The organism is Schauerella aestuarii, assembly GCF_009866805.1.
Classification (GTDB): Bacteria; Pseudomonadota; Gammaproteobacteria; order Burkholderiales; family Burkholderiaceae_B; genus Schauerella; species Schauerella aestuarii.
This window is the reverse complement of record NZ_SIZW01000043.1, coordinates 674067-700065: the sequence shown is the minus strand read 5'-3', so window position 1 is coordinate 700065 and position 25999 is coordinate 674067. Positions and strand designations below refer to the sequence as shown.

Genomic DNA, 25999 nt, shown 5'->3' with positions numbered 1-25999 from the left:
CGCTTACTCGAATCGAACGCGCGGATCGGCGAAGGTGTAGGAGATGTCGGCCAGAATCAGCCCCACGATGTATAGCGCCGAACCCAGAAACACCATGGCGCGCACGATGGAAAAATCCTGTGCGTTGATGGCATCGATGGTGTAGCTGCCCAAGCCGGGAATGCCGAAAAACGATTCGGCGATCAGGCTGCCCATGAAGAGCAATGGCAAGCCCGATACCGTACCGGTAAGGATGGGCAGCATCGCATTGCGCAGCACGTGACGAAACATCACCGCCGTTTCAGAGAGCCCCTTGGCTCGTGCGGTGCGCACATAATCCTTGCCCACCTCTTCCAGAAACAGCGTTCGATAGAAGCGTGCCTCCGGCCCCAAACGCGAAATCACACCCACCAGCACCGGGAGCGCGAGAAACTTGATCGCGTCCAGCCCGTTCAAATATCCCGAATAGGGCACCAGCCGCAGCAGTTTGGAAAACATCCACTGCCCCGCGATGATGTAGAACAGGCTTGAGATGGAGAGCAGGAGTACGCAAAGCACGACCCCCCAGAAATCGAGCCGCGTCGCCCGGAAAAACACCAGCGTGAACGAAAACACGATGCTCACGATGATACCGAGCAGAAAGGTCGGCACTGCCAGCGCCAGACTCGGACCCATGCGGTTGAGAATTTCGCTGCCAATGCTGCGACCACCATCCGAGGCGCCAAAATCGAACTTCAAAAGCGGCACCGAACGTTGGTAGAAAATCGTGTCGGTCACGCGCGCCGTGCCTTCGGCCGCACGATTGATGAACAGCGGCTTGTCGTAGCCCCGTTCGCTTTTCCACTTCTCGACCGCGTCCTGGCTGACGCGCTGGCCGCCGATGGCCAGACGCGCCATATCGTCGGGCGTGTTGACGGCAAAAAACAGCGCAAACGTAAATAGATTGACGCCGATCAGAATGAGCACGCCATAGCCCAGGCGCCGAGAGATATAGGCGATCATGCGGAGTCCTTCGCGTTGGCGCGAGCCGCCGCGCCAAAAGCCGTGCGCGTGCTGCGCCGGCGGTAGGTGACATAAGCGGGCAAAATCGCCAGCGCAATAACGAGCGCCAGCACGATCAGCGGCCACCAGATGGGGTTGTTCCATTCCCGGATCTTGGCGTCGCGCAAAACGGGATCGATCTTCATGTACTGCAGGGTATTGCGCACCATCTGCGTGGGCTTGGCATTGCCTACCCACTGATGATAGGCACCGCCCGAGAACGGAAAGTAGCCGAACATCCACGGCGCATCACGCTGCACGAGTGCCGTCATCTGATGGATCAACTGCTCTTTTTCCGGCCCGTCATCCAATGTTTTCATCCGCTCGAACAGCTTGTCGTATTCGGGATTGGCATAGTTGGACGCGTTTTCGCCGTTGTGATCGGCCTTGGCGTTCGGGCCGTACAGCAAGAATAGAAAATTCTCGGCGTCCGGATAATCGGCCTTCCAGCCCCACAGGAACAGTTGTGCCGCACCGCGGCGCATCTTGTCCTGAAATCGGTTGTAGTCGGTCGCGCGCACGTCGAGTTGCACGCCGATGCGTGAAAGCTGCCGCCGCATCCAATCGAATCGGGGATCGGCACCCGCCCCCACCATCGAGTCGTAGTGCAGCACCAGGGGCGCGCCCGTCTTGGTGGCGCGGCCGCTGGGATAACCCGCTTCGGCAAGCAGACGGCGCGCTTCATCCAGCGACTTGCGTTGCGGCCGGCCACCCACGTCGTCATACACCGTTTTATTCATGCCGGCGGGCGGCGGCTGGTAACCCAGCACGCCTGGCGGCACCGGGCCATGGGCCACTTCGGCCTGACTATTCTCGAACACCGCCACGTATTCGTCCCAATTGAACGCAATACTGATGGCCTGACGCAGCTTGCGGTTTTTCTCCTGCTGCTCGGGGGTGTCGCCCTGCCCCACCACCGGGTCTTTCCAGTTGAAGCCCATGTACCAGTTGGACGTCTCGACCGTCGTGGGCAGCGCGATGCCGCGGTCTTGATAGAGCGACGCCTTCTGGGGCGAGTCGCTCGCGGCCACGCGCATGCTCACGCCATATTCGCCGCGATCGAGTTGCGGCACATCATAGTAGCCCTGCAAAAACTTGCCCGAGAGCGGAATCGCTTCCTTTTCCAGGCTGAACACGGCCCGATCGATGAACGGCGTGGGCTTGCCGCAATCGGCGAGCAGGCCCGCGGCGGCATCGCCCGGTTCGCCCTCGCAGGGATACGGCTCGCCGTGAAAATTGGGATTGCGTTCCATGACGTGACGGCGATTCTGAATCGACTCCGTCAACATATAAGGGCCCGTGCCAACCGGCCAAGTATTGAACGACAAGTCACGCGCGGCCATGCCGGGTTGGCTGTAGAACCGATCGGCCTCCCAGGGAATCGGCGCCACGAAGGTCATCGCCAGCCAATACTTGAATTGCGGATACTTGCCTTTGATGCGGATACGCAGCGTATGCGGGTCGACGGCCTCGATGCCCGGGACGTCGGTTGCGCGCAAGTCGAGCCACGGCAGATCACGGCCGCCCGGCGGCACGCCTTCGCGCAGCTTGGCATCAACCTGCTTGAGCTGAGCGCCGTACGCATCGAAGCCGACGATGTAATCGGCCATCAACGAATAAATCGGCGAGGCGACGCGCGGACTGGCGAGGCGCTTGATGCCGTAGGCATAATCGGCTGCCGTCAGTTCGCGGGTTCCGGTTTCCTTGAAATCGGGCACCGCGACGATATCTTTCAGGGCGTCCGGCGCCAATGGAAAATAGGTGCTCGTGCCGTCGGCCTTGGTGGCAAACGCCGGATGCGGCTGAAACCGGACGCCCCGGCGGATGGGGATGTCGTAGATACTCTCGGCGATGGCGTCGCCCGGCGCGTCGTCGGGCAAGGGGCGTCCCTGTGCGTCCACATAGCGCGGGGCCAACACTTCCGCCGCCCCGCGCGGCGTCAGCACATAGGGTCGCTTCAGGTAGTCATAACCATATAACGGTTCGTATATGTTGTAGGTGAACGTGGTTTCGTCCACCGAATACGACTGCGCCGGATCGAGGTACTTGGGCGATCGGCCCGCAAAGGCCGCGAACAACGTATTGCCCGATTCCGCCCCCGCTTCGTAGGGACTATTGATCGGACTCGCCGCCGTCGCAGGGCCCGCCGCACCCGACATGGCGGCGATTCCCAACACGGTATTTCTCAACCATACGATCCAACCCATGACCCACCTTTCGTGCAATGCCCACGGAAGGATAGCAAACGCCGTTTTTATCAGTCACATTGGGCTTGGCGCCAGCAGTCGTAGCGCCACTGCCAAGGGGCTTTGGGATCGCGTTCGGCCCACAATCCACGGCGGGCAGCGCTTGCCTGGGACTGCAAACCGGGCAACGTCTTATCGCGCAGATACTCGCCTTTGCGCGCAGTGTAGGCCCAGGCAAATCCCGCCCGCACCTGCTCGCGGCTGGCGGTATCGCCATCAGGCGCGACCAGATCGCAGATGCTGCGCTTGTACTGATCGGTGTCGTAGCAACGCGCGGTAATCGTTTTACCGGCCAACCACTGACCCAGATGATCCTGCGATGCATTGCTGAACGGCTGCCCCGGCTGTTTGCTGCCGTGGCCCTGCTCCGGCGCATCGATGCTGTCCAGACGGATCTTGAGCTGCTCACCCGAGGCGGTGAGGAACGTGACCGTGTCGCCATCGGCAATGCGAACGACGCGACCGCTATAGGTGCCGCGACCGGGCGCCGAGGCCGTGCGGCGGGCCGCGTCACTCCCTTTATTGGCGGTGTCGCGATGCTCAGCCGGAACGCCATTGGGCCCCATTGCCGACACATCGATATTCCAATAAGCGGCCAACGACCCGGTCACGGCCACCAATCCGGCGATCACGATGCCGGCTACTTTCTTTTTCATACGCTGGCGAAACTGCCTGGTGATGCGACGCGTCAAAGCCACCCCGTCTTACGAAAACGCCAATAGAGAAAACTGCAGGCCGACACGATCACGCCGAGCGTGACCGGATAGCCGTACACCGATTTGAGTTCGGGCATGTGTTCGAAGTTCATGCCGTAGATGCCCGCGATCGCCGTGGGCACGGCCAGGATGGCCGCCCAGGCCGCGAGCTTGCGGGTTGTGTCGTTTTGCGCCGATTGCCCGATCATCAGACTCGCTTCGAACGCAAACGCCAACGCCTCACGAAACGAATTGATGAGTTCATCCACGCGCACCACGCGGTCGGCGACCTCGCCGAAGTAGGGTCGCGCATGCACATCGATGTTCGAGACCTCCACCCGCGACAGGCGCCGGCAGATCTCGGCCAGCGGCGAAATCGCGGCGTGAATGCGCAGCAGATCGCGCCGTTGACGATAAACGCGCCGCACATCCGAATCTTTCTGACCGCGAATCAATAGTTTCTGCTCGGCGTTTTCGACCACGTGTTCGAGCTTGGTGGCCGCGGCCACATAGCGGTCGACCAGCAAATCGAGCAGTTCTGCCGCGACGAAGTCGCTGCCGCGCGCCAACAATTCCGGCGCATTCTCCAGCCGCTCGCGCAGTTCGCGATGCGTGGAGACCGCACCGCGGCGCACCGTCAACAAATAGCCTTTGCCGATCAGGATCTGCGTTTCGCCGAAGATTGGACGTTCGTTGCCCACCTCCACCGTGATCGCCACAACCAATACGGCGTTGCCGAAGTCGATGATCTTGGGCCGGCGATGCGGTGCCAATAATTCCTCTTCTGCCTTACAGCCAATATTCAGTTCGGCGCTCACACGCTTGAGCAATTCTGGATCGGGATCTTTCAATCCCAACCAGATCAGGCCATGCTGGCGCGACACGACGTCATGCAGATTGTCGATCGACACATCCTGCCCGCGCTTGCCGTCCACGTAGCAAATCGATGCCACGACGGCGCCGCCATGGGGATCGGCGGAGGCATCGCCTGCCGCGGGTGTGGCCGCGGTATCGGCTACCGACGGCACCCCGATCTCGTCGCTCGTGCCAGGATCATCCGTGAAATCCTCGGAGAAAGTATCGTCCTGCGCGTCTTCGCTCTGCGCTTTGGCGGGGTCCGCATCGAACGGACGTTCGGTTTTCGCCATGGCTGCCTCATATCTTGTCGGGTTCGCGCGGTCCGCAGCGCATCGCCCAAAATGTCGCGCCGATGATATCACCGGCCTCCCGCGATGCGCACCCGATCAAGGGTCGAACGCGTCACCGCGCGCACCGCATGCGGCGGGCCTGCATTGCTCGCAGATGCACCTGCGTTTGCGATATGGCATTGCAGTCGATGCCGATCGCACGTCGCTGCCTTGATCGATCGATCGCTCGGTCGTGTTCCGGCCACACGCGCGGCGACTTGGAGGTGAGTAGGTACTGCGCTTGCTGCACGCTGCGCCGGATCGGGTCGCGCGGCGAGGAAGTACGGCGCGTTCGCGATCGCAGGTACGCCGTCGCCTTCGAACGCGCATCCGCACCTCTCTAAACAGGATCTTCGCCATGGCGCCAAGCGTCACACCTGCACGCACAACCGCGCTGCGCATCGGCATCTCGGGCTGGCGCTATCCTCCATGGCGCGGCACCTTCTATCCCGACGATCTGCGTCAAGCCGACGAATTGCTGTACGCGTCGCATCAGCTGCCCACGATCGAAATCAATGGCACGTTCTACAGTCTGCAAACGCCGGAACGCTTTGCGACATGGGCCGCGTCCACGCCGAGCGGCTTTGTGTTCAGCGTCAAAGCGCCGCGCTACATCACACACATCCGGCGGCTGCGCGACATCGAAGAGCCGCTAGCCAACTTCTTTGCCTCCGGGCTGTTCGCGCTGAAGGAAAAACTCGGACCCGTGCTGTGGCAGTTTCCGCCGAGCCTGGCATTCGATCAGGCGCGCTTCGAAGCGTTCGCGCGCGCGTTGCCCGCCGATACCGAGGCCGCCGAGCGGCTCGCCCACAAGCACAGCCATCGGCTGGACGGCCGCGCGATGATGACGGCCGACGCGCCGATGCCATTGCGCCACGCCATCGAAGTGCGGCATGAAAGCTTTGTGAGCGAGGCGTTCATCGACCTGATGAAAGCCCACAACATTGCGATCGTCACGGCAGACACGGCCGGCAAGTGGCCGCGCATTTCTGCTGCGACCGCCGATTTCGCCTATGTGCGTTTGCATGGCGACAGCGCGCTTTACAGCAGCGGCTACACGGAAGACGCAATCGCCGCATGGGCGCACACGTTATATGGATGGTCGCGCGGCGAAGACACGCCGCTGCCCGGAAGCCGCGTGGGCGCACATCCTCCGGCCGATCATGCGCGTGATGTTTATTGCTACTTCGACAACGATTTGAAGGTGAAATCTCCGCGCGATGCACGCCGCTTGATGAGCGCTCTTCATTTGCCGATGGCACCAATCGAAACATAATCATGCGTGCATGCGCTTTCACACCATCTTCGTTTTTGAGATCATGATTGCTGCGTGCACGCGACGAACCGCTTCCTAAACATCAATTAGTTGATCTTTAATTGCAGATTGCCTTGTCAGCGTGAACCATTCACATAACACTTGCGCTATAAAGCACGGTATTACGCGGCACCACGCTAGACCTTGAACGCTAAAGCGGAGAATAAACACATGGGCTCAACAACACCCAACAAGCCAGACGCGGCTTCGGATCACACATCCGAGCCCAATAAGGAACCGGTGGCCACTTACCAACAAGCCGTCGACGAGGCATTGGATCAATCCTTCCCGGCAAGCGATCCGATCCCGCCCAGCGTCGCTGAAAAAGCAGATGCCCCCACTTCCACCGCCAAAGACGAAAAGGACTGGACCTTGAATTCCGACACCAACAAAACCCCGAAGAAAAGCCCGCGCAAGCCGGCTGCCAAAAAGGCCGCACCTGTTGCCGCTGATGCCGTTGCCGCCGCACCTGTCGCCGCAACCAAGCCCGCAGCCGCCAAGCGCGTGACCAAGAAGCCTGCCGCCAAGAAGTCGACGGCCGCGACCACCGCCGCCGCGACGACCGCGCCCGCCAAGAAAGCAACGGCCAAGAAAGCCGTCGCCAAGAAGTCGACCGCGAAAACGGCCACCGCCACCAAGGCCGTGAAGAAAGCGACGACCAAGAAAGCGGCTGCCAAGCCGGCCACCGCCAAGAAAGCGACGGCGACCAAATCGACGGCCAAGAAGGCCACCGTGAAGAAAGCTGCCGCGACGAAAGCCGCCAGCAAGTCGACCGCCAAGAAAGCCACCACCAAGAAAGTTGCCGCCAAATCGGCAACGGCCAAGAAAGCCACGGTAAAGAAAGCCGTCGCCAAGAAAGCCACGGCGAAGAAAGCGGTTGCCAAGAAAGCACCCGCCAAGAAAGTGGCGGCCAAGAAAGTTGCCGTGAAGAAAGCGCCGGCCAAAACAGCCGTCAAAAAGGCAGCCAAGAAAGCCGCCAAAAAAGTCGCCGTGAAAAAAGTACCGGCCAAGAAAGCCGCCGTCAAGAAAGCACCGGCTAAAAAAGCTGCTGCCAAGAAAACGGTCGCCAAGAAAGCCAGCGTAAAGAAAAGCGCCGTCAAGTCGACGCCCAAGAAAGCCACCGCCAAGAAAGCCACCACCAAGAAGACCCCGGTGACGCGTGCAGCCGCCAAGAAGTCGACGGCCTCGAAGTCGACGGCCAAGAAAGCCACGGTCAAAAAGACCCAGGCCAAAAAAGCCACGCGCCGTTGATCGGCATGCGTCTCGCAGGCGGTTATCCGTCTGAACGATGACGCTGGTGCATCAAGCGCAAAATGCCACCCCTAGGGGTGGCATTTTTTTTGGGCGCGCGCGGCACCATCGCCCAACAACCGCCTGTGCGCTATTGCCAGATCGACCGAATGCGGCTGGCGATATCGATGCGCTTCTCGGCAAGTGCCGGATCGGCGGGAGGCAATGGCCCCAGAGCGGGCGGCTTCGGGAGCAACTCGAACTGCGCCAGCATGCTGTCTGGAATGAAGCGGGTGCGCGAGCCGTACACGTGGCGATCGCCCATGGCGCTTTGCTGATGCACATAAAACCGTTGCGGCACCACCAACTGCAATTGCTCTTTGGCCCGCGTCATCGCCACGTACAGCAGACGACGCTCTTCCTCGATCTCCTCGCTGCTGCCGGTGGCCATATCGGACGGAATGCAGCCATCCACCACATTCAATACATATACCGCCTTCCATTCCTGCCCCTTGGCCGAATGGATCGTCGACAGGATCATGTAGTCCTCGTCGCGTAGCGGCACGCCGGATTCGTCGCTGGTGGCATCCGGCGGATCGAGCGTGAGTTCGGTGAGGAAGCGCTCGCGTGTGCCATAACTGGCGGCGATGCGCGCCAGTTGATCGAGGTCGGCACGGCGCACCGCATGATCGTCATACAGGCGCTCGAGCTGCGCGCCGTACCAGCCAATCGTGAGATCGATGTCGGCAGGCCAGCTCAATCCCGGCGCGCGCAACTGGGCGTAGCACGCGGCAAAGGCCGCCCAGTCTTCCGCCGAAGCGCCGGCAGGCTTGAAGGCGCTCACCACTTCGGACGACTCGCGCGAACCCATCAGCGTGTCCATCAACTTGCCTGCGGTGGCCGGCCCGATCCCGGGTATCAATTGCGCCACGCGGAAGCCGGCGATACGCGACTGTGGATTGTGCGCAAAACGCAATACCGCCAGCACATCCTTGATATGTGCGGCCTCGAGAAACTTCAAGCCGCCGAACTTCACGAACGGGATATTGCGCCGGGTAAGTTCGAGCTCGACCGCCGCGCTGTGACTGGACGTGCGAAACAGCACCGCCTGCGATTTGAGCGTGGCCCCTGCCTCGCGATTGGCCAGTACTTGATCGGCGATCCATCGCGCCTGACCTGCATCGTCGCTCACGGTGACCAGCGCCGGGCGCTGGGGCGACGGCCGATCGGTCCACAGATTTTTGGCGAAGCGCTCGCGCGCCAGGCCGATCACGGCGTTCGACGCATCCAGGATCGATTGCGTGGAACGATAATTTCGGTCGAGCGTGATCACCCGCGCGGGTTGCGAAAAATGCTGCGGAAAATCGAGAATATTGCGCACCGTGGCGGCGCGAAACGAGTAGATCGACTGGGCGTCGTCACCCACCACCGTCACGCCCTGCCCCGTGGGCTTCATCGCCAGCAGCACTTTCGCCTGCAGCACGTTGGTGTCTTGATATTCGTCCACCAGCACGTAATCGAAGCGATTGCCAACATCGCGCGCAATCTCGGCATCCCCCATCATCTCGGCCCAATAGAGCAGCAGGTCGTCGTAATCGAGCACATGCTGGTCTTGCTTGGCCAATATATAGGCGCGAAACAGCTGCTTGAGCTGATCCTCCCACTGCGCGCACCATGGGAAAGACGACTTGAGCACATCGGCCAGGGAGGCCTGACTGTTGACCACGCGCGAATAGACCGACAGGCAGGTGCCCTTGAGCGGGAATCGTGTTTTGCTCTGCGTGAAGCCCAACTCGTGACGCAGCATCCCGATCATATCTTCGGCATCGCCTCGATCGAGAATCGTGAAGGTGTCCGAGAGCCCGATGCGCGGCGCGCAGTCACGCAACAGCCGCGCACCAATGCTGTGGAAAGTGCCCGCCCAAGGCAATGAGGGTGGCGCATAGCCACTGCGCATCCCCAACGCCCGCTGCAGCACGCTACCCACCCGCCGCTCCATCTCCATCGCCGCGCGGCGCGAGAACGTCAACAACAGCATGCGCTGCGGATCCGCGCCATTGCGAATCAAGTGCACGACACGGTGCGCCAGTGTGTTGGTTTTACCGGACCCGGCACCGGCAATGACCAAAAGCGGCGTGTGCATACCATCGGCGATGCCGTGCTCGACGGCATCGCGTTGGGCGGTATTGAGCTCGTCCAAAGGATCGGGCGTGGCAGGCTGGGAAGGCGCAGGCGTAGGGGTCATGCGATTATTTTACTGTATGGGCATACAGATGTTTGGAAGCGCTCTTTTGCACGGCAACACCCTGCGCACGTTATTAACCGGGCACAGCATTTGCGTCATGGCAATCACATGATTATTTGCGATATCGACACATTCGGTGATTTTCGCCGACGTTCGAATCGATTTACCAAGCCCTTAAAGGAGCCCACAACATGTCCGATAAAATTACGACGTTGCTGAATGAACTGGTGGAAACCTCGAAGAATGGCGAATTGGGTTTCAAAGCCGCCGCCGAGGATGCCAAGAATCCGCAACTGAAAACGGTATTCTCGCGTCGCGCGAGCGACTGCGCCTCCGGTGCTGCCGAGCTGCAGGCGCTGGTGTCGCAACTGGGTGGCAAGCCCGAAGATAGCGGTACCGTTGCCGGTGCCGTGCATCGCGGCTGGTTGAACCTGAAGGCTGCCGTAACGGGCCGCAGCGATCTGTCGATCCTGGAAGAATGCGAGAAGGGTGAGGACGTGGCCAAGAAGAATTACGGCGACGCACTGAAAGAGCCGCTTCCCGAAAATGTTCGTGCGGTCGTGCAAAAGCAATACGACGGCGTGCTGAAGAACCACGACCAGATTCGTGATCTTCGCAACGAATACCGCGCCGCCGAAAAGGCCTAAGCGGAAGACGGCGCCCGATGGGCGCCGTTACCATAGAGGCTAGCCCTGCTCCCTGCACGGCTAGCCTCTTCGCTTTTCGGGACCCTGCCTTGAATCCCAATGCCTCGATTGCCGTCGGCACCGCATCGTGGACCGACAAGTCTCTGCTGGCCAGCAAGCGGTTCTATCCGCCAAGCGCGAATACCGCCGAGGCGCGGTTGCGCTACTACACCACACAGTTTCCGCTGGTTGAAGTGGATGCCGGCTTCTACGCGATGCCCACGCCGGCGCGTAGCGTACTGTGGTGCGAGCGCACGCCGCCGTCGTTCATCTTCAATGTGAAGCCGTTCCGGTTGTTTACCGGGCATCAAACGCCAGTGAGCAGTCTGGACGCCGATATCCGCCAGGCGCTACCTGCGGGGCTGCCGGCGACGGTCTTCATCGATCAAGTGCCAAGCGACATTGTGGACGAACTATGGCGGCGATTTCTGCTCAGCCTCGATCCCTTGCGCATGGCCGACAAGCTGGGCATGGTGCACTTCCAGTTTCCACCCTGGGTGCGCAACGATGCTCGCGGCCGCGCGCGCATCGCCGATTGCGTCTCGCACATGGAAGACATGACAGCCGGCGTCGAGTTGCGTCACCACAGCTGGTTTGCGTCACCCGCGACCACCGCCAGCACACTCGCTTTCGAACGCGAACTGGGGGTGGTGCATACCGTGGTGGATAGCCCGCAAGGTTTCGACAACACCGTACCGGACATCTGGGCGGCCACGCATCCGGAATTGGCCCTGGTGCGCCTGCATGGCCGCAATCAGGCGGCGTGGAACGCCAGCGGTCCGGCATCGTCGAGTCGCTTCAACTACGACTACGCGCCGCACGAACTGGCGGAACTGGCCGAACACATCCGGCGACTGGCGCAAAAGATCGAACGCACGCACGTCGTCTTCAACACCAACTATCAAGACCAAGGGATGCGTAACGCGAAGGGACTGATGTCCGCGCTTGACGCGTCGCTCCCGCTCCTCAATTGAAAAAGGAACCGATATGTCAACTCAAGCCAAATCGCTCGAAAGCCTGCTCACCCGCCGCGAACTGTTGCGCGATGCGTGCTTCATCAACGGCAAGTGGCGCAGCGCCAAAGCCGGCGCCACCATCGATGTGAGCAATCCGGCCACAGGAAAAACGGTGCTGTCGGTACCGAAGTTCGGCCGTTCAGAGACGACCGAAGCGATACGCAGCGCGCAGAAAGCGCTGCCCGCCTGGCAGGCGCTGACCGGCAAGGCGCGCGGCGCGATCCTGCTGAAATGGGCAAACCTGATGATGGCAAACCAGGATGATCTGGCGGCCATCATGACGGCCGAACAAGGCAAGCCGCGCGCCGAGGCCGCGGGCGAGATCGCTTACGCCGCCTCGTTTCTCGAGTGGTTTGGCGAAGAGGCCAAGCGGGTCGACGGCGATGTGCTGCAGAGCCCGAAGGCCGGCCAGCGCATCATGGTGCTGAAGCAACCGATCGGCGTCTGCGCCGCGATCACGCCGTGGAATTTTCCGGCCGCCATGATCACCCGCAAGGTGGGTCCCGCCTTGGCGGCGGGCTGCACCATGATCGTCAAACCGGCGAGCCAAACACCGCTATCGGCGCTGGCGCTCGCCGTGTTGGCCGAGGAAGCCGGTGTGCCGCCGGGCGTGCTGCACGTGATCACGGGGTCTTCGAGCGACATCGGCGGCGCATTGTGCGAAGACGATACCGTGCGCAAGCTGAGCTTCACCGGCTCGACCGAAGTGGGCCGCACCCTGATGGCGCAATGCGCGCCCACCATCAAAAAGCTCTCGCTCGAACTGGGTGGCAACGCGCCTTTCATCGTGTTCGATGACGCCGATCTCGATCGCGCCGTGGAGGGCATCCTGGCCTCGAAGTACCGCAACGCGGGTCAGACTTGCGTCTGCGCCAACCGCATCTACGTGCAAGCCGGGGTATATGAGGAGATCGTCCAGCGTCTGGTGAAAAAGGTCGACGCTATGAAAGTGGGCGATGGCTTCGAAGACGGCGTCACGCAAGGGCCGCTCATCGACGAACATGCAGTAGAGAAAGTGCAGAGTCACATCAAGGACGCGACCGAAAAAGGAGCAAAGGTGGTGGCGGGTGGCAAGCCACACGCATTGGGCGGCACTTATTTCCAACCGACAGTGGTGCGCGACGTCACGCAGGACATGCAGTTTGCGGTGGAAGAAACGTTTGGCCCGGTGGCACCGCTTTTCAAATTCGATGACGAAGCGCAAGCCATTGCCTGGTCGAACGCCACAATCTTCGGCCTCGCAGCTTACTTCTACACCAAGGATTACGCACGCATCTGGCGCGTTTCTGAAGCATTGGAATACGGCATCGTCGGCATCAACACCGGCCTGATCTCCAACGAAGTGGGCCCCTTCGGCGGCGTAAAGCAATCGGGACTGGGGCGCGAAGGATCGAAATACGGCATCGAGGATTATCTCGAGTGCAAGTACCTGTGCGTCGATCTGGGGGCCGGCGGGTAAACGACCCGCCTATGCGCGCAGCGCCGCCAGAGCGTCGGCGCTGCTGCGCGCCACCTTCAAGGTAAGCAGCTCATCCGCGCGGGTTTTGCCCAGATTGATCGCGGCGATGGGCTTGCCATCGGCTGCCGCGGATCGCACGAAGCGAAAGCCCGAATACACCATCAACGACGATCCCACCACGAGCACAGCCTGTGCGCGCGCCAGCGCAGCCAGCGCCCGATCGACGCGATCGCGCGGCACATTCTCGCCGAAAAACACCACATCGGGCTTGAGAATGCCGCCGCACACGGGGCACGGTGGTACGACAAAATCGGCGAAATCGTCGCGCTCCAGGTCGGCATCGCCATCCGGCGCCTGCACTGCCTCCAGATGCACCCAATCGGGATTGGCCTGCTCGAGCCAGCCCTGAAAATCGTGGCGGTCGAAGAGCGAATGGCACTGCATGCACACCACCCGGTCGAGCCGGCCATGCAGATCCACCACATGACGACTGCCGGCCGATTCATGCAGGCCATCGACGTTTTGCGTCACCAGCAACTCAACCTGCCCGCGCGCTTCCATGTCGGCAAGCGCCAGATGCGAGGCGTTGGGCGAGACCGAGCCAAAGCGTCGCCAGCCGATCATGCTGCGCGCCCAATAGCGTGCCCGATCAATTTCCGCCCCCATGAACTTCTGAAAATTCATGGGCGGCGGCCGCTTCCACTGACCGTCGCGATCGCGATAATCGGGGATGCCGGAATCGGTACTCACCCCGGCACCCGTCAGTACGAAGAGCCGGGGATAACGCGCCACGAAATCGCGCAGCTGTGTGAGATCCTCAGCCACCTCACTCACCCAGGAACTCCGCCACGGCTTCCATGCCCTCGATATGATCCGCCACCACCTTGGCGATAAAGGCGATCGGAATGGACAGCAACGTGCCCCAGATCCCCCATAGCCACGTAAACAGCAGCAGCACCACGAAAACGGCCACCGCGTTCATCTTGGCGATCCGTCCGGACATCCAGGTGGTGACGACCACGCCGATCAGCATGGCGATCACGACCGAACTTCCCATCACCACCAGCGCCGGACCGATCTGACCGAACTGCAGCATTGCGGCCACACCCGTGCCGATTGCCGTGAGCAACGGTCCAAAATACGGAATGATGTGCAACGCTGCCGCCACCACCGCCCAGGTAGCCGCGTTTTCCAGGCCCAGCAGGCGAAACGCGCCCCAACTCAGCAACCCCAGCGCCACGTTCGTGACCAACATCATCATCATGTACATATGAATCGAGTGGTTGATCTGGTCGAGCATGTGCACACTGATCTTTTTCTGCGATAACGATGTGCCGGCCACTTTCACGAACTTGCGCTTGAAGGTGTTGCCCGACAGCAGCAGGAAGAACACCAGAAAAAGCACCATCGTGGCCTGACCCAGAAAGGTGGCCAGGCTCCCCGCCCCCGAGATCAGCATCGCCTCGAAGCCGCTGCCCTGATCCACAACCACACGCCGCGCCCCGGTCGCCTTGTTGGCCTCCTGAAATACACTCGCTGCCCCGCGCAACTTATCGATGAACGAACCATCGCCGCTGGCAAACCCGCCGAGCGTACGCGAGACCTTGCTGGAAATTTCGGGCAGCGAATTGATGATCCCGCTGACCTGATCCTGCATCACGTAGCCGATCCCGCACAACAAGCCGATGATGACCAACATGACGATCAATGTGCCGAGCGCACGCGGCACGCGGCGGCGATCCATGAAAGCCACCGCGGGATCGAGTGCATAGGCAATCACGATGGCCATGACCAGCGGCACCATGAATTCGGCAGAATATTTGAGCGCAAACAGCACTGCCAGCACGGTCAGCGTGGCGAGGCACGCCCCCCGGGCGCTGATGTGCGGCAAAGGATGAGACGTGTCGGGAATCAGTCCCGCGCGTTCCGCCGTTACCGGCTTATCGGCCGCAACCGACTCTCTGACCTCGCTGTAGTCTTCGTCCGTGGACGACGCAGGAAGGGTTGGCGCAGCATCAGCCACAGTGTTTACTCCTAAGGGGACAGCGCCCTGTAAGCAAAAAACCGGCCCAGGGGCCGGTTCCACATCGATGGCCAGGCCACTGCCCACCAGGGGTTTCCCTGACAAGGCAGTGACGATGCCTCCGATTATCCCTGATCGATCACACGAGCGGGGGATCGCTGTCGCGCATGGGGTGGCGATGCAACGCCAGCGCGGCGATGAACTGCTTGGCTGCCGCCGAGCCGTCGGCCGAGGCCTTTTCCATCGGCACAATAATCAAACCCGAATCGTCGCTGCCGTCGGGCAGCTTGGGCGGAATACCGGCCACATCGAGCAATTGGCGGCCTGCACCCAGTGCGAGGATCGTCTTGCAGTGGCGATACTGGTCGCGCACATACTCGACGATGTGACCGTCCGACTGAAGATTGGCGATCGCACCTTCGCCATCCGGAATGATCAGGCCATCGAAAAGAACCGTTGGCGTATTTTCCATCGACGCCATGGCATCGAGCTTGTCGCCCTCAGCCGTGGTCACGCCGCCCAGACGCTTGCCAACCAGCAACGGCACGGCACCCGCATCGACCAACGCCTTCTGGATCTGCGTGAGCGTGGCGCCATTTACGCCGTCGGCCACGAGAATCGCCACCTTGCGGGTACGGATCTCGCCATCGCCCGGGCGCGCCGTCAATGACAACGCATGCGATGCGGTCACTTCCGGCGTGTTGGGCTGCTCCAATACACGCGGCAACGCCGCGGGCACGTCCATGCCCAGGCCGTCGGCCACGCGCTGCGCCAACTCAGGCGACACATTCACCAGCATCGCCAACACGCGTTCGCGAATGGCCGGCACCGTCAGCTTGCTCAACTCGAAACGGAAGCCGCCCACGATGTGGTCTTTTTCCCAGTCGGCCTGGCTATTGAAAAACAGCGTGGCTTGCGTGTAATGATCGGCGAACTTCTCCGGCTTGCCGCGCACCTTGTCTTCCTGCACCGGTTGCGGGAAGGACACGAAGCCCTTGGCACCCGCCTGGAACGGACAGCCGCCACCCAAGGAATTGGGTTCGTATGCCACGCGCCCGCGATTGACGGTTTGACGATGAATGCCGTCGCGCTGGTTGTTGGCGACAGGTGCCAACGACGAGTTGATCGGGATCTCGTGGAAGTTCGCGCCACCCAATCGGGTAATCTGGGTGTCCGTATAGGAATGGATACGGCCAGCCAACAGCGGATCGTTACTGAAATCGATGCCGGGCACCACGTGCGCCACGCAGAACGCCACCTGCTCGGTCTCGGCAAAGAAGTTATCCGGATTGCGATTGAGCACCATCTTGCCCACGATCTTTACCGGGACCAGTTCTTCAGGCACGAGTTTGGTCGCATCCAGAATATCGAAGCTGAAGCTCTCGGCTTGCTCTTCCGTGAAGATCTGCAACCCCAGTTCCCACTCGGGATACTCACCGGCTTCAATCGCTTCCCACAGATCGCGGCGATGGAAGTCGGAGTCGGCGCCCGAAATCTTGACGGCTTCATCCCACACCAGCGAGTGGGTGCCGAGCTTCGGTTTCCAATGGAATTTACAGAACACCGACTCGCCGGCTGCGTTGATGAGGCGGAACGTATGCACGCCAAAGCCTTCCATCATGCGATAGCTGCGCGGCAGACCGCGATCCGACATCACCCACATCAACATATGGGAGACTTCCGGCATCAAGGACGCAAAGTCCCAGAACGTGTCATGCGCCGAGGCCGCCTGCGGCATGCCGTGGTGCGGTTCGGGCTTCACGGCGTGGATCAGATCGGGAAACTTCATCGCGTCCTGGATGAAGAACACCGGAATATTGTTGCCCACCAAATCCCAGTTGCCTTCATCGGTGTAAAACTTGACGGCAAAACCGCGCGCGTCGCGGGCGACATCGGTCGAGCCCCGCTCGCCCGCCACCGTCGAGAAGCGCACGAACACCGGCGTAATCTTGCCGGCTTCGGCAAACGGTGCTGCGCGCGTGTACTGCGTGAGCGCTTCGTAAGCTTCAAAATAACCATGCGCCGCCGAACCGCGGGCGTGAACGATACGCTCGGGAATGCGCTCATGGTCGAAGTGGGTGATTTTCTCGCGCAGGATGAAGTCTTCGAGCAGCGTGGGACCGCGCAGGCCGGCCTTCAACGAGTTCTGGTTGTCGCCGATCGGCACACCATGATTGGTGGTGAGCACTTGACCGGAGGCATCGGCGCGCCGGGTGTCGAGGCTGTCGATCGTGGCATTGGTACCGATCGTGGGCTCACCCGAACCGGTTTTTGCCGACGGGTTCGATTCCGACAGCGTGCTGCCCGACACATTGGCCGGCACGTCGACATGGGCGCCCTCGGGCGGATTGACGGCGTTTTCACGGCCGAACTCGCCCGGCTTGTTCGCGTTGAACGGCATGCGGGCGACGGCGGCGTTGGTATCCGCCGCGTGCTGCACGAGCGGATCGTTGCTGGAACCCTTGGCCGGGGCTTTGGAGGGGGCACTGCCGGTGTTTCGTGTGGCGGCCTTGTCGGCCGTGCCATTCGATTTTTTGACCACGGGGAATCTCCGATTGCATTGACGTGCGGCCGATCGTGCTGACCGAAACGTGGGGTAAGGCGTAAGCGCAAAGCACGCCTGGCCATTCAACCCCATACAGCAATCCTTGATCCCAAACACAAGAGCGCCTCGCAAGCGGGCGCTCTTGTTACGTTCTCGTGCGTTCAAGGCAACGCTACGAGGGTGGATGACTCGGCATGGCCGCTGCGATACAGCGATCCGATCGATACCGGCTGCCCTCTCCTAAATCGCGGCCACCGCAACATCCTCGCGCGCACGTGGGGTCGCCACTGTGTCGTAACCTTGGGGATTGCCCTGCTGCCAGTGCCAACCGTCGCGGCACATATCGGCCACACTGCGTTCGGCCGACCAACCCAGCAGCGCCTGCGCCTTGGTCGAATCGGCAAAACTGGCAGCCACATCGCCGGCTCGCCGCGGCGAGCCCAACCAGGGGATCGCAACGCCCGTACTCGATTCGAACGCTGCGATCAGTTCGAGCACGCTGGTGCCCTGCCCCGTCCCCAGATTGATCGCCGTAAAGCCGGGCTGTGCATGAACGTAGTTCGCGGCGGCGACGTGACCGCGTGCGAGATCCGTCACATGCAGATAGTCGCGCACGCCGGTGCCGTCCACGGTGTCGTAGTCGTCGCCAAATACGCTCAGTTTTGCGCGTCGTCCCACGGCCACCTGCGTGATGTAGGGAAAGAGGTTATTTGGCGTATCGGCCGGATTCTCGCCGATCAAGCCGCTGGCGTGCGCGCCGATCGGATTGAAATAGCGCAGGGTGACGGCACCGAACTCGGGGTCTGCAGCACAGAGGTCTGCGAGCATGTCCTCGACCATGGCCTTGGTGCGGCCATACGGATTGTTGGGCACCATCGGATGATCTTCGCGCAGCGGCAAATGCTGCGGCACGCCGTACACCGTGGCCGACGAACTGAACACCAGGCGCTTGATGCCGTGATCCCGCATCGCATGCAACAGGTGCTGCGTACCGATGACGTTGTTGTCGTAATACTTGAGCGGATCGGCAACCGATTCGCCTACAGCCTTGCACCCGGCCAGATGCAGCACCGCCTGAATGGGATCGCCCGCACGCGCCCAGGCTGCCAAGACTGCTGCCACGGCGCCGGGGGTACGCAGATCGCCTTCCACAAACGGTACCGCGACGCCCGTGATCCGGGCAACGCGATCCAATGACTGCCTGCTGCTGTTGCTGAGGTTGTCGAAGACCACCGGGCGAAAGCCCGCGGCAATGAGTTCGACCAAGGTGTGGGTGCCGATATAACCGGCCCCACCCGTGACCAACAACGATAACGACATACCGAACTCCATGAATGAATAGCGACGTGGCGCGGCTAGAACGGAAGTTCCAGATCGGGCGCCACGTTCAGTAGCTGCTTGCGAAACTGGCCTTGTATCCGGGCCAACGCGCTTTCGCTGTCGCCCTCGAATCGAAACACCAGTCCAATCCCTGAACGCGATGCTCGCGCCAGGCCAAATCCATCGGCGTAATCCACGCGCAATCCATCCAGCGCCACCACCGATTGTGCGCCCTGGAAGGTGCCTTGTTCCTGCAATCGCGCCACCAGCGCGCGCTTTTCGCGTTCGGCACCGGGGAGCCGGATCTCGGGCGTGGCGCATGACTGCGGCAACGCATCGAGCAGCGCGGAAGCGTCGTCCACCTGCGATACCAGCTCAAGCAATCGCGCCGCCGCGTAGAACGCATCTTCAAAGCCGTACCAGCGTTCGCGAAAGAAGAGATGGCCGCACATTTCACCGCCCAGCAGGGCGTCGCTCGCCGCCATGGCATGCCGGATCTCGCTGCGGCCACTGGCCGCCATCTGTGCGGATCCGCCGTGAGCGGCGATGTCGCGCGCGACGTTACGGCTGCTCTTGACGTCGTAGACGATTTTAGCGCCGGGTCGGCGCGACAAAAGATCGCGGGCGAAAAGAATCAACTGCCGGTCGGGCCAGACGATGCGGCCGCTTTTGGTGACCACGCCAAGCCGACTGCCGTCGCCATCGAACGCCAGACCCAGCTCGCAGTCCGAATAGCGCAGGCAATACACCAGATCCTGCAGATTTTCGGGCACGCAAGGGTCGGGCAAATGGTTGGGAAACGCCCCATCCACCTCTGTAAACAACCCTACGGTTTCGCAACCGATCGCGTCGAAGAAAGGCGTCGCGATCGCGCCGCACACGCCATTGCCGCAATCGACGGCGATCTTCATCGGCCGCTTGATGCGGATATCGGCCGCCACCCGCGTCAGATAGCACTGCAGCACGTTCATCGTGATGCGATGACCGGGCGTGCGAGCGTCGTCTTCAGGGAGCGAGAAATCGTCATGCAGTTGACGCCAGGTCGGCGCATCGGCCGGCTTGCCGTCAAAGGCCAATTTGAAACCGTTGTAGGTCGACGGCAACTGACCGCCCGTGACGGCAACCGCCACATCCACGTCATGCAACACTGCGGCAAATTGTGCCAACGGTGTCGGCGCCATGCCGACATCGATCACATTCACGCCGCCGGCGCGAATGCCTGCCTGCAATGCCGCCGACAGCTCGACACTGCTCGAGCGACCGTCGCGGCTGACCACGACAGCCCGGCTGTCCAGCCGTTGCGCCTGCCGCGCAACGGCTGAGCCGAGCCGATGCGCATATCGCGCATCGATCTCCGCAGGGAAGACACCCCGCACATCGAGTGCATCCGCGCTCGATGATGAGGTTGGGAAAGCGACGCCGCGGCGGGCGTTCCGAAGCGGCGTCTGACGCATGTCAGGTCGTCGTCGAGTAGTAGTCGGAACGCGCGTAGCGATAGCGACCGTACTTCGAGCGATAGCCCAACTTGCCGGGAACGAGCTTCAAACCGTTGAACAACACGCCTGCCACGGGCGCACCGGCCTGAGTCAAACGCTTCTCGGTTTCGCGAATCTCGCCCACGGTGTTCATGCCTTCACGCGTCACGATCATGACGGCAGCCGCATGCGACCCCACCACAGCCGCATCGGAGCAGGCCAGCACCGGCGCGGTATCGATGATGACGATGTCGTATTGCGACGACAGGGCATCCAGGCATTCGCCGAAGGCAGGCGAGGCCAGCAACTCGGACGGATCGAACGTGACGTTACCCGTCGAGATGAAATCCACCCCGTTGGACATATTGCGCTTGCGCACGTCTTTCAACGGCACCGTGCCGGCCAGGACTTCGAACAGACCGCGTTCGGTGCCCGTGCCGTAGTACTTGTTGAGCTGACCGCGACGGAAGTCGGCATCGATCAACAGCACCCGCTTGCCGATGGCAGCCTGGATGAACGCGAAGTTGGCCGATACGAACGACTTGCCCACGCCAGCCACCGGACCGGTAAAGACGACGATGTTGTTGTCGGTATCGCGCATGGCCATCTGCAGCACCGAGCGGAAACCGCGCAGGCTTTCGATGGACGGCGCATTGCCGTTGCTTTGCGCCAGCAGCGCGCCACCCTGGGCGTTCTTGCGACGGCTCTTGCGCCACAGCTTGTCTTGCTCATCGCTGTAGGGAATCGTGGCGAGCACCGGCAGACCGGTAAAGCGCTCGACTTCATCCGGATCCGACAGACCGCCGAACAAGGCATTGCGCACGAACGCGAACAGGATGGCGAGGATCGCACCGATCAGGGCGGCGACGGCGATGATCAGGGCCGGCTTCGGTCCGATCGGCAGTTCCGGCACAGCGGCGTTATCCAGCAGACGTACGTTGCCGACCTTGCCGGCCTTGATCAAACGCAGTTGCTGCGCATTGTTCAAGAGCGCCGTGTAGAGCTCGGTATTCACCGTCACGTCACGCGACAACCGAACGATATCCTGTTCGAGGGTCGGCAAGGTGCGGATGCGGGCGTTCAAACGCGTGGCATCGGTGGTCAGCAAAGCGATCTGACGGTCGATGGCTTGAATGCTCGGATGCGAGCCGGCGAAACGGGTAGCCAGTTCCGAACGACGCGAACGCAGTTCGGTCAGCTTGGTTTCCGAGTCGACCGATTGCGCCAGCACGAGCTTGGATTCTTCGCCCAGGTCGATCGTGCCACGCGAATTGCGCAAGCTGCTGTAGCGCTGTTCGGCTTGATCCAACTGCTGCTTCAAGAGCGGCAACTGCGTGTCGAGGAACGTCAACGACTTCTCGGCCTGTTCAGCCTTACGGTTGACGTTCTGACGCACATATTCGCGGCCGATCTCATTCAAAACCGCAGCCGTCATGACCGGATCCTGACCTTGCAAGGTCACGCCGATCACGCCCGACTGACGGCCGCGTTCGAAAATGCCCATATTGCCCTGCAGGCGCTCGGTTTCGACCAGCTTGGAGAAGCGCGTCACGTTGTAGCGCGTGCCGGTGGCGCCCACCAGGCTATCCACCCGGATGTTGATCACGCCATTCGGCACTTCGAAGCGCTCGTCCTGACCGACGCGACCCTGGAAGGCGCGATCGTTGACGTTGTCGCGCAGCGAGTACATGCCCTCGCCCACCTTCACGATCTCCATGCGCTCGGACACGAGTTCGGGCGGCACTTCCAGCTTGCCGATTTCGATTTTCTCGTGACCCCATGCATACCCGCCAAACTTCAGAAACGACGGTACGGTGATCTTGTCGGCACGCTGTGCGAACCACTTGCCGATCACGGGAAAGTACTTCGGCTGGGCGTTGGTCGCCAGGCCGAAGGCATCGACGGCGGGGCCGACGACCATGCGCGAACGCAGCACTTCCATTTCACCGGAGGCGGCCGGCTTCACATCGAAGATGGCCGACACATCGCCGAGCAGGGTGCGCCCGCCACCGCCCCCTGTCGGGGCTTCCTCTTCCACCTGGACGGTGATGTCGGCCTGATAGACAGGCGGTTTGAACAACACATACAGGGTTCCGACGATGGCAAACAGCACCGTGACGCCGAGAATCATCCAGCGGTTCGCAACCAGTACGTCCAGGTACGAAGCCAGTGGCGTCTCGGGCGACGCTGGCCGCTGCGTCACCGGGGGTGACTCGATCGCTTCAATAGGCAGGTTCATTTCAGATCTCTAAAAATGTCAGGCAAAGGTCAAGCCGTGCTCAACGTACGGAGCCAACCGTTTGCACTGTTTGGGCGCTCGGGAACAACAAACTGATGAAGCGGTTCCACCGGACCAGGTTGCCGGCGTCAACGAAGACGACATCCTTGGGTTCGAGTTGGAACTTGGCACCGACGGCCAGGGCCGAAGGCGACGATGCATCCAGGTGATAAACCAGCGGCATGGCGGTTTCGGTGCTGCGGACAACGAATACCTTGCTGCCGTCGGCGGTGAGCTGGCTGGGACCGCCGGCTTCACCCAATGCGTCGGTCAGGGTCAATGCGCCATCACGCAAGGGCATGGCGAGCGGCTTGGTCACTTCGCCCATCACGTACACCTGGTTTTCGCTGCTCGGCGTCACACGAACCGAATCGCCCGAACGCAGAAACAGGGTGTTGGCATCGATGCCGCGACGTTCCAGTGCCGTCATGTCGACACGAATGCGTTGACCGGCGCGGGTCACATAGATGCGGCTGCGGTCGCCCGTGGCCAGCGCACCGCCTGCCTGATTGATGGCTTGCGACAGCGTCATGGGCACATCGGTCATGGCAACGGCACCCGGCGTCTTGACTTCGCCGTCGACGTACACGCGTTGGCTGCGATAGCCCAGCACGCGAATCGTGACCTGCGGTTCCTGGATGAATCCGCCGATACGACGGGTCAACGCCAGCCGCGCCTGGTCTTCGGTCAGACCGACAACTTTGAGGCGTCCCACATAGGGAAACTGGATGTATCCGTCATCCGAAACGGGGTATCCCGGGATCCCTGCGGCGGCATCCCCAACGGTTACTGCTGCCGGGCCTGTACCGATGCTGTAGGTTTGCGTCGGAAGGACCAGCTCGGGGTGGTCCCAGATCACCACGGAAAGGATGTCACCCGGCCCGATGGTGTATTGGGTGGCTTTGCCGACCAGGGCACGATAAGCGTTGTCGGCAAATTGCTCGCGCTGCCGAAGATCGTCCATCACCAGAGCGGGCGTCAGGATCTTAACGACGGGAGTGGAATTGGGATCTGCGGGGTCGACAGGCAGGCTTGCGTCGAACCGCATCCCAGGGGCGTAGGCGCAGGCGCCGAGGGTCAGCAAAAGCAGTGCGGCGCCAGCGGCGCGGCAGAGAGTTCGGAAGTGCGGGTTCATTGGCAGTCCGTGCGAAATGTAAGAGTCAAAGGGGACACAAGCCGAGGCCTATCGGTGAGGCAGATTGCACTCCGATTTGCGGCAGACGCACATTGGACGAATGGCCTACACCTTCTACTCATGCCTTTGGACGTTTCTTGCGATCCGGTCCACGCCTATGATTTTTGTGCCATGCGGCATTTTTGTCGCCACGGTGCGAAACCCCGTTTTCCCGGTGTTTTGCGGAACGTCAGGAGCACAGAATGAATACGCCGTTGAACGACGCCTCGCATCGTCCGCCCGGTCGCGGCTACCCGTATCGGGCGTTGGACGCGGCCGTAGTCCTGTGCACGGGCATCCTGTCCGCGCGCTGGCAGTTCGATCAAAACGTCCCTCCCCTGCATTACTTCCTCGCCTATCTATGCAGCATGGCGACTTTCGCGCTTTTCCCTGCCTTCGGTCTATACGCCTCATGGCGCGGTAGACGCCTGGGAGAATGGGCCGCACGCAGCCTGCTCGCCTGGATCTGCATCTTTACGTTAGGCATCTTCATCGCCTTCCTGATTCACCAGGTCGCCACGCTCTCGCGTCTGGCCACGGGCATCTGGTTCGTTTCGGCCGCCGCCACACTGGTCGGCATGCGTGTGGCCGCCTTCTTCCTGATGCGTGCCGCCCGCGATCGCGGGATGGATCAGAAGCGGGTGTTGATCATCGGTTTCGGCCCGCTGGGGCACGATCTTTGGCGCCGGGTGGACCGCTACCGCGGCGCCGGCTATGAGGTCGCCGGGATCTTCGCCCAGGAGCATGAGCGGCTGCCCGCCGGCGTGCTGCGCGTCGAATCGCTCGAAGATCTGCCCACCATCGTCAACGAACAGGCCGTGCGCGAGATCTGGATCGCCCTGCCGATGGAAGCAAGCCCCCGCGTGCGGGAAGTGCTCCATCATCTGCGTCACGATCTGGTTGAGATTCGCTGGATCCCCGACGTGATGTCGGTCGAACTGCTCGGCCATCGCGTGGGCGACTTCCTGGGGATGCCCACCATCCATCTGAACAGCCTGCCTGCCTCAGGCATCCGCGGCATGGCCAAGGAAGTGTTCGATCGCACCTTCGCCGCCTGCGTATTGTTGTTTTTGGCGCCGTTGCTGCTGGGAATCGCAGCCGCCATCAAGTTCACGTCGCGCGGCCCGGTGTTTTTCCGCCAACCGCGTCTGGGCGTGGATGGTCAGGTCTTCAACGTCTTCAAATTTCGCACGATGACCGTGCATAGCGAGCACGGCCAGGTCACACAGGCCACCCGCGACGATGTGCGGGTCACCAAGCTGGGCGCGTTCCTGCGCCGCACGAGCCTGGACGAGCTGCCGCAGTTCCTGAATGTGCTGCGCGGCGAGATGTCGGTGGTGGGTCCGCGCCCGCATGCGCTGGCGCACAACGAGCAATACAAGGAAATCGTGGCGCGCTACATGATGCGCCACCGCGTCAAACCCGGCATCACCGGTTGGGCGCAGATCAACGGCCTGCGCGGCCAGACCGACACCCTGCGCAAGATGAGCGATCGCGTGGAGTTCGACATCTACTACATCCAGAATTGGACGTTCCTGATGGATATGCACATCATCATGCGCACGGCCTTCTCGGGTTGGACGGGCAAGAATGTTTACTGACGCCGTGCGTACGTCCACGCCCCCCCTCCATTTGGCGTATGACGATTTTCGACAGGCTGTGGCGCATATGCCACTGGTGTCGATCGATCTGATCGTCGAGAACGCCAACGGCGACTGCCTGATCGGATTGCGGCGCAATCCGCCGGCGCGCAACTGGTGGTTCGTGCCCGGCGGCCGGATCCTGAAAAACGAATCGCGCGATGAAGCGCTCGAGCGCTTGTTGCTCGAAGAACTCGGCGCCGGCTTGAGCGCGGGCGCCCTGCCCCGCTTCACCGGTGTGTACGAACACTTTTACGACGTCGACTTCACCGGTACGGCCGGTACCAGCACGCATTACGTGGTGCTTGCCTATCGCGTGCGACTCGACGGCGATGCGGGGCAGTTGCCTCGCGCCCAACACACAGACTACCGGTGGGTTTCTCCCGCCGAGATCAACACGGATGCCACGGTGCATCCCTACACCAAAGCGTATTTCACGGAGTGA

At 61.5% G+C, this 25999-nt stretch carries 19 protein-coding genes; 7 read left to right on the top strand and 12 right to left on the bottom strand.

The genetic code is table 11. The features are described 5' to 3' along the window. Positions 1-3: 3 nt before the first annotated feature. The 4 genes from EYW45_RS22510 to EYW45_RS22495 all read right to left on the bottom strand — a co-directional run bounded on the left by EYW45_RS22510 (position 4) and on the right by EYW45_RS22495 (position 5109). The gene (locus EYW45_RS22510) at positions 4-981 is read right to left on the bottom strand and encodes an ABC transporter permease (RefSeq protein ID WP_161137676.1); all 978 of its coding nucleotides are present in this window, start codon (positions 979-981) and stop codon (positions 4-6) included. Continuing rightward, positions 978-3179, bottom strand: a complete 2202-nt coding sequence (locus EYW45_RS22505) for an ABC transporter substrate-binding protein (RefSeq protein WP_235939237.1) — start codon at positions 3177-3179, stop codon at positions 978-980. The genes EYW45_RS22510 and EYW45_RS22505 overlap by 4 nt, the downstream gene beginning before the upstream one ends. Positions 3180-3277: 98 nt before the next feature. After that, positions 3278-3922, bottom strand: a complete 645-nt coding sequence (locus tag EYW45_RS22500; RefSeq protein ID WP_161137674.1) for a thermonuclease family protein — start codon at positions 3920-3922, stop codon at positions 3278-3280. A 32-nt stretch (positions 3923-3954) separates the two neighbouring features. Continuing rightward, the gene (locus tag EYW45_RS22495; RefSeq protein WP_161137673.1) at positions 3955-5109 is read right to left on the bottom strand and encodes a magnesium and cobalt transport protein CorA; all 1155 of its coding nucleotides are present in this window, start codon (positions 5107-5109) and stop codon (positions 3955-3957) included. 397 nt (positions 5110-5506) lie between these two features. Here EYW45_RS22495 and EYW45_RS22490 point away from each other — a divergent pair, with 397 nt between their 5' ends. Both EYW45_RS22490 and EYW45_RS24615 read left to right on the top strand, forming a co-directional pair. Further along, entirely contained in the window at positions 5507-6424 is a 918-nt protein-coding gene (locus EYW45_RS22490) for a DUF72 domain-containing protein (protein ID WP_161137672.1), read from the top strand. A 210-nt stretch (positions 6425-6634) separates the two neighbouring features. Continuing rightward, on the top strand, positions 6635-7714 hold the full coding sequence (locus EYW45_RS24615; protein ID WP_235939183.1) for a hypothetical protein: 1080 nt from the start codon (positions 6635-6637) through the stop codon (positions 7712-7714). Positions 7715-7844: 130 nt separating this feature from the next. Here the strand turns inward: EYW45_RS24615 and EYW45_RS22480 are convergent, their stop codons facing one another. Continuing rightward, the gene (locus EYW45_RS22480) at positions 7845-9938 is read right to left on the bottom strand and encodes an ATP-dependent helicase (protein ID WP_161137671.1); all 2094 of its coding nucleotides are present in this window, start codon (positions 9936-9938) and stop codon (positions 7845-7847) included. A 191-nt stretch (positions 9939-10129) separates the two neighbouring features. Here EYW45_RS22480 and EYW45_RS22475 point away from each other — a divergent pair, with 191 nt between their 5' ends. The 3 genes from EYW45_RS22475 (at position 10130) to EYW45_RS22465 (ending at position 13099) form a co-directional block, all read left to right on the top strand. Beyond that, the gene (locus tag EYW45_RS22475) at positions 10130-10585 is read left to right on the top strand and encodes a PA2169 family four-helix-bundle protein (RefSeq protein ID WP_161137670.1); all 456 of its coding nucleotides are present in this window, start codon (positions 10130-10132) and stop codon (positions 10583-10585) included. 89 nt (positions 10586-10674) lie between these two features. Continuing rightward, a complete protein-coding gene (locus EYW45_RS22470; RefSeq protein WP_235939182.1) occupies positions 10675-11598 on the top strand; it encodes a DUF72 domain-containing protein in 924 nt (307 codons plus the stop codon). Between the two features lie 13 nt (positions 11599-11611). After that, positions 11612-13099: an NAD-dependent succinate-semialdehyde dehydrogenase gene (locus EYW45_RS22465; protein WP_161137668.1), complete on the top strand. Its 1488-nt coding sequence runs from the start codon at positions 11612-11614 to the stop codon at positions 13097-13099. A 9-nt stretch (positions 13100-13108) separates the two neighbouring features. On the opposite strand, the gene EYW45_RS22460 is transcribed toward EYW45_RS22465, so the two are convergent. The 7 genes from EYW45_RS22460 to EYW45_RS22430 all read right to left on the bottom strand — a co-directional run bounded on the left by EYW45_RS22460 (position 13109) and on the right by EYW45_RS22430 (position 23788). Next, positions 13109-13933 (bottom strand): NAD-dependent protein deacetylase, encoded by an 825-nt coding sequence (locus tag EYW45_RS22460; RefSeq protein ID WP_161137667.1) that lies wholly within the window; start codon positions 13931-13933, stop codon positions 13109-13111. After that, positions 13926-15122 carry an AI-2E family transporter gene (locus tag EYW45_RS22455; RefSeq protein WP_161137666.1) on the bottom strand — a complete coding sequence of 399 codons (1197 nt, stop codon included), beginning with the start codon at positions 15120-15122 and terminating at the stop codon, positions 13926-13928. Before EYW45_RS22455 ends, EYW45_RS22460 begins: the two co-directional genes overlap by 8 nt. 139 nt (positions 15123-15261) lie before the next feature. After that, positions 15262-17664, bottom strand: a complete 2403-nt coding sequence (locus EYW45_RS22450) for a catalase (RefSeq protein ID WP_328703678.1) — start codon at positions 17662-17664, stop codon at positions 15262-15264. Between the two features lie 243 nt (positions 17665-17907). After that, on the bottom strand, positions 17908-18987 hold the full coding sequence (gene galE, locus EYW45_RS22445) for a UDP-glucose 4-epimerase GalE (RefSeq protein WP_161137664.1): 1080 nt from the start codon (positions 18985-18987) through the stop codon (positions 17908-17910). Positions 18988-19022: 35 nt separating this feature from the next. Beyond that, complete coding sequence (locus EYW45_RS22440) at positions 19023-20441, bottom strand: phosphomannomutase/phosphoglucomutase (protein WP_161137663.1); 1419 nt, start codon at positions 20439-20441, stop codon at positions 19023-19025. A 1-nt stretch (position 20442) separates the two neighbouring features. Next, positions 20443-22701 carry a polysaccharide biosynthesis tyrosine autokinase gene (locus EYW45_RS22435; RefSeq protein ID WP_161137662.1) on the bottom strand — a complete coding sequence of 753 codons (2259 nt, stop codon included), beginning with the start codon at positions 22699-22701 and terminating at the stop codon, positions 20443-20445. A 40-nt stretch (positions 22702-22741) separates the two neighbouring features. Continuing rightward, positions 22742-23788 (bottom strand): polysaccharide biosynthesis/export family protein, encoded by a 1047-nt coding sequence (locus tag EYW45_RS22430; protein WP_328703677.1) that lies wholly within the window; start codon positions 23786-23788, stop codon positions 22742-22744. Between the two features lie 329 nt (positions 23789-24117). Between EYW45_RS22430 and EYW45_RS22425 the strand changes: the two genes are divergently transcribed. Beyond that, entirely contained in the window at positions 24118-25515 is a 1398-nt protein-coding gene (locus tag EYW45_RS22425) for an undecaprenyl-phosphate glucose phosphotransferase (RefSeq protein ID WP_161137660.1), read from the top strand. Further along, complete coding sequence (locus EYW45_RS22420; protein ID WP_161137659.1) at positions 25505-25999, top strand: GDP-mannose mannosyl hydrolase; 495 nt, start codon at positions 25505-25507, stop codon at positions 25997-25999. The genes EYW45_RS22425 and EYW45_RS22420 overlap by 11 nt, the downstream gene beginning before the upstream one ends.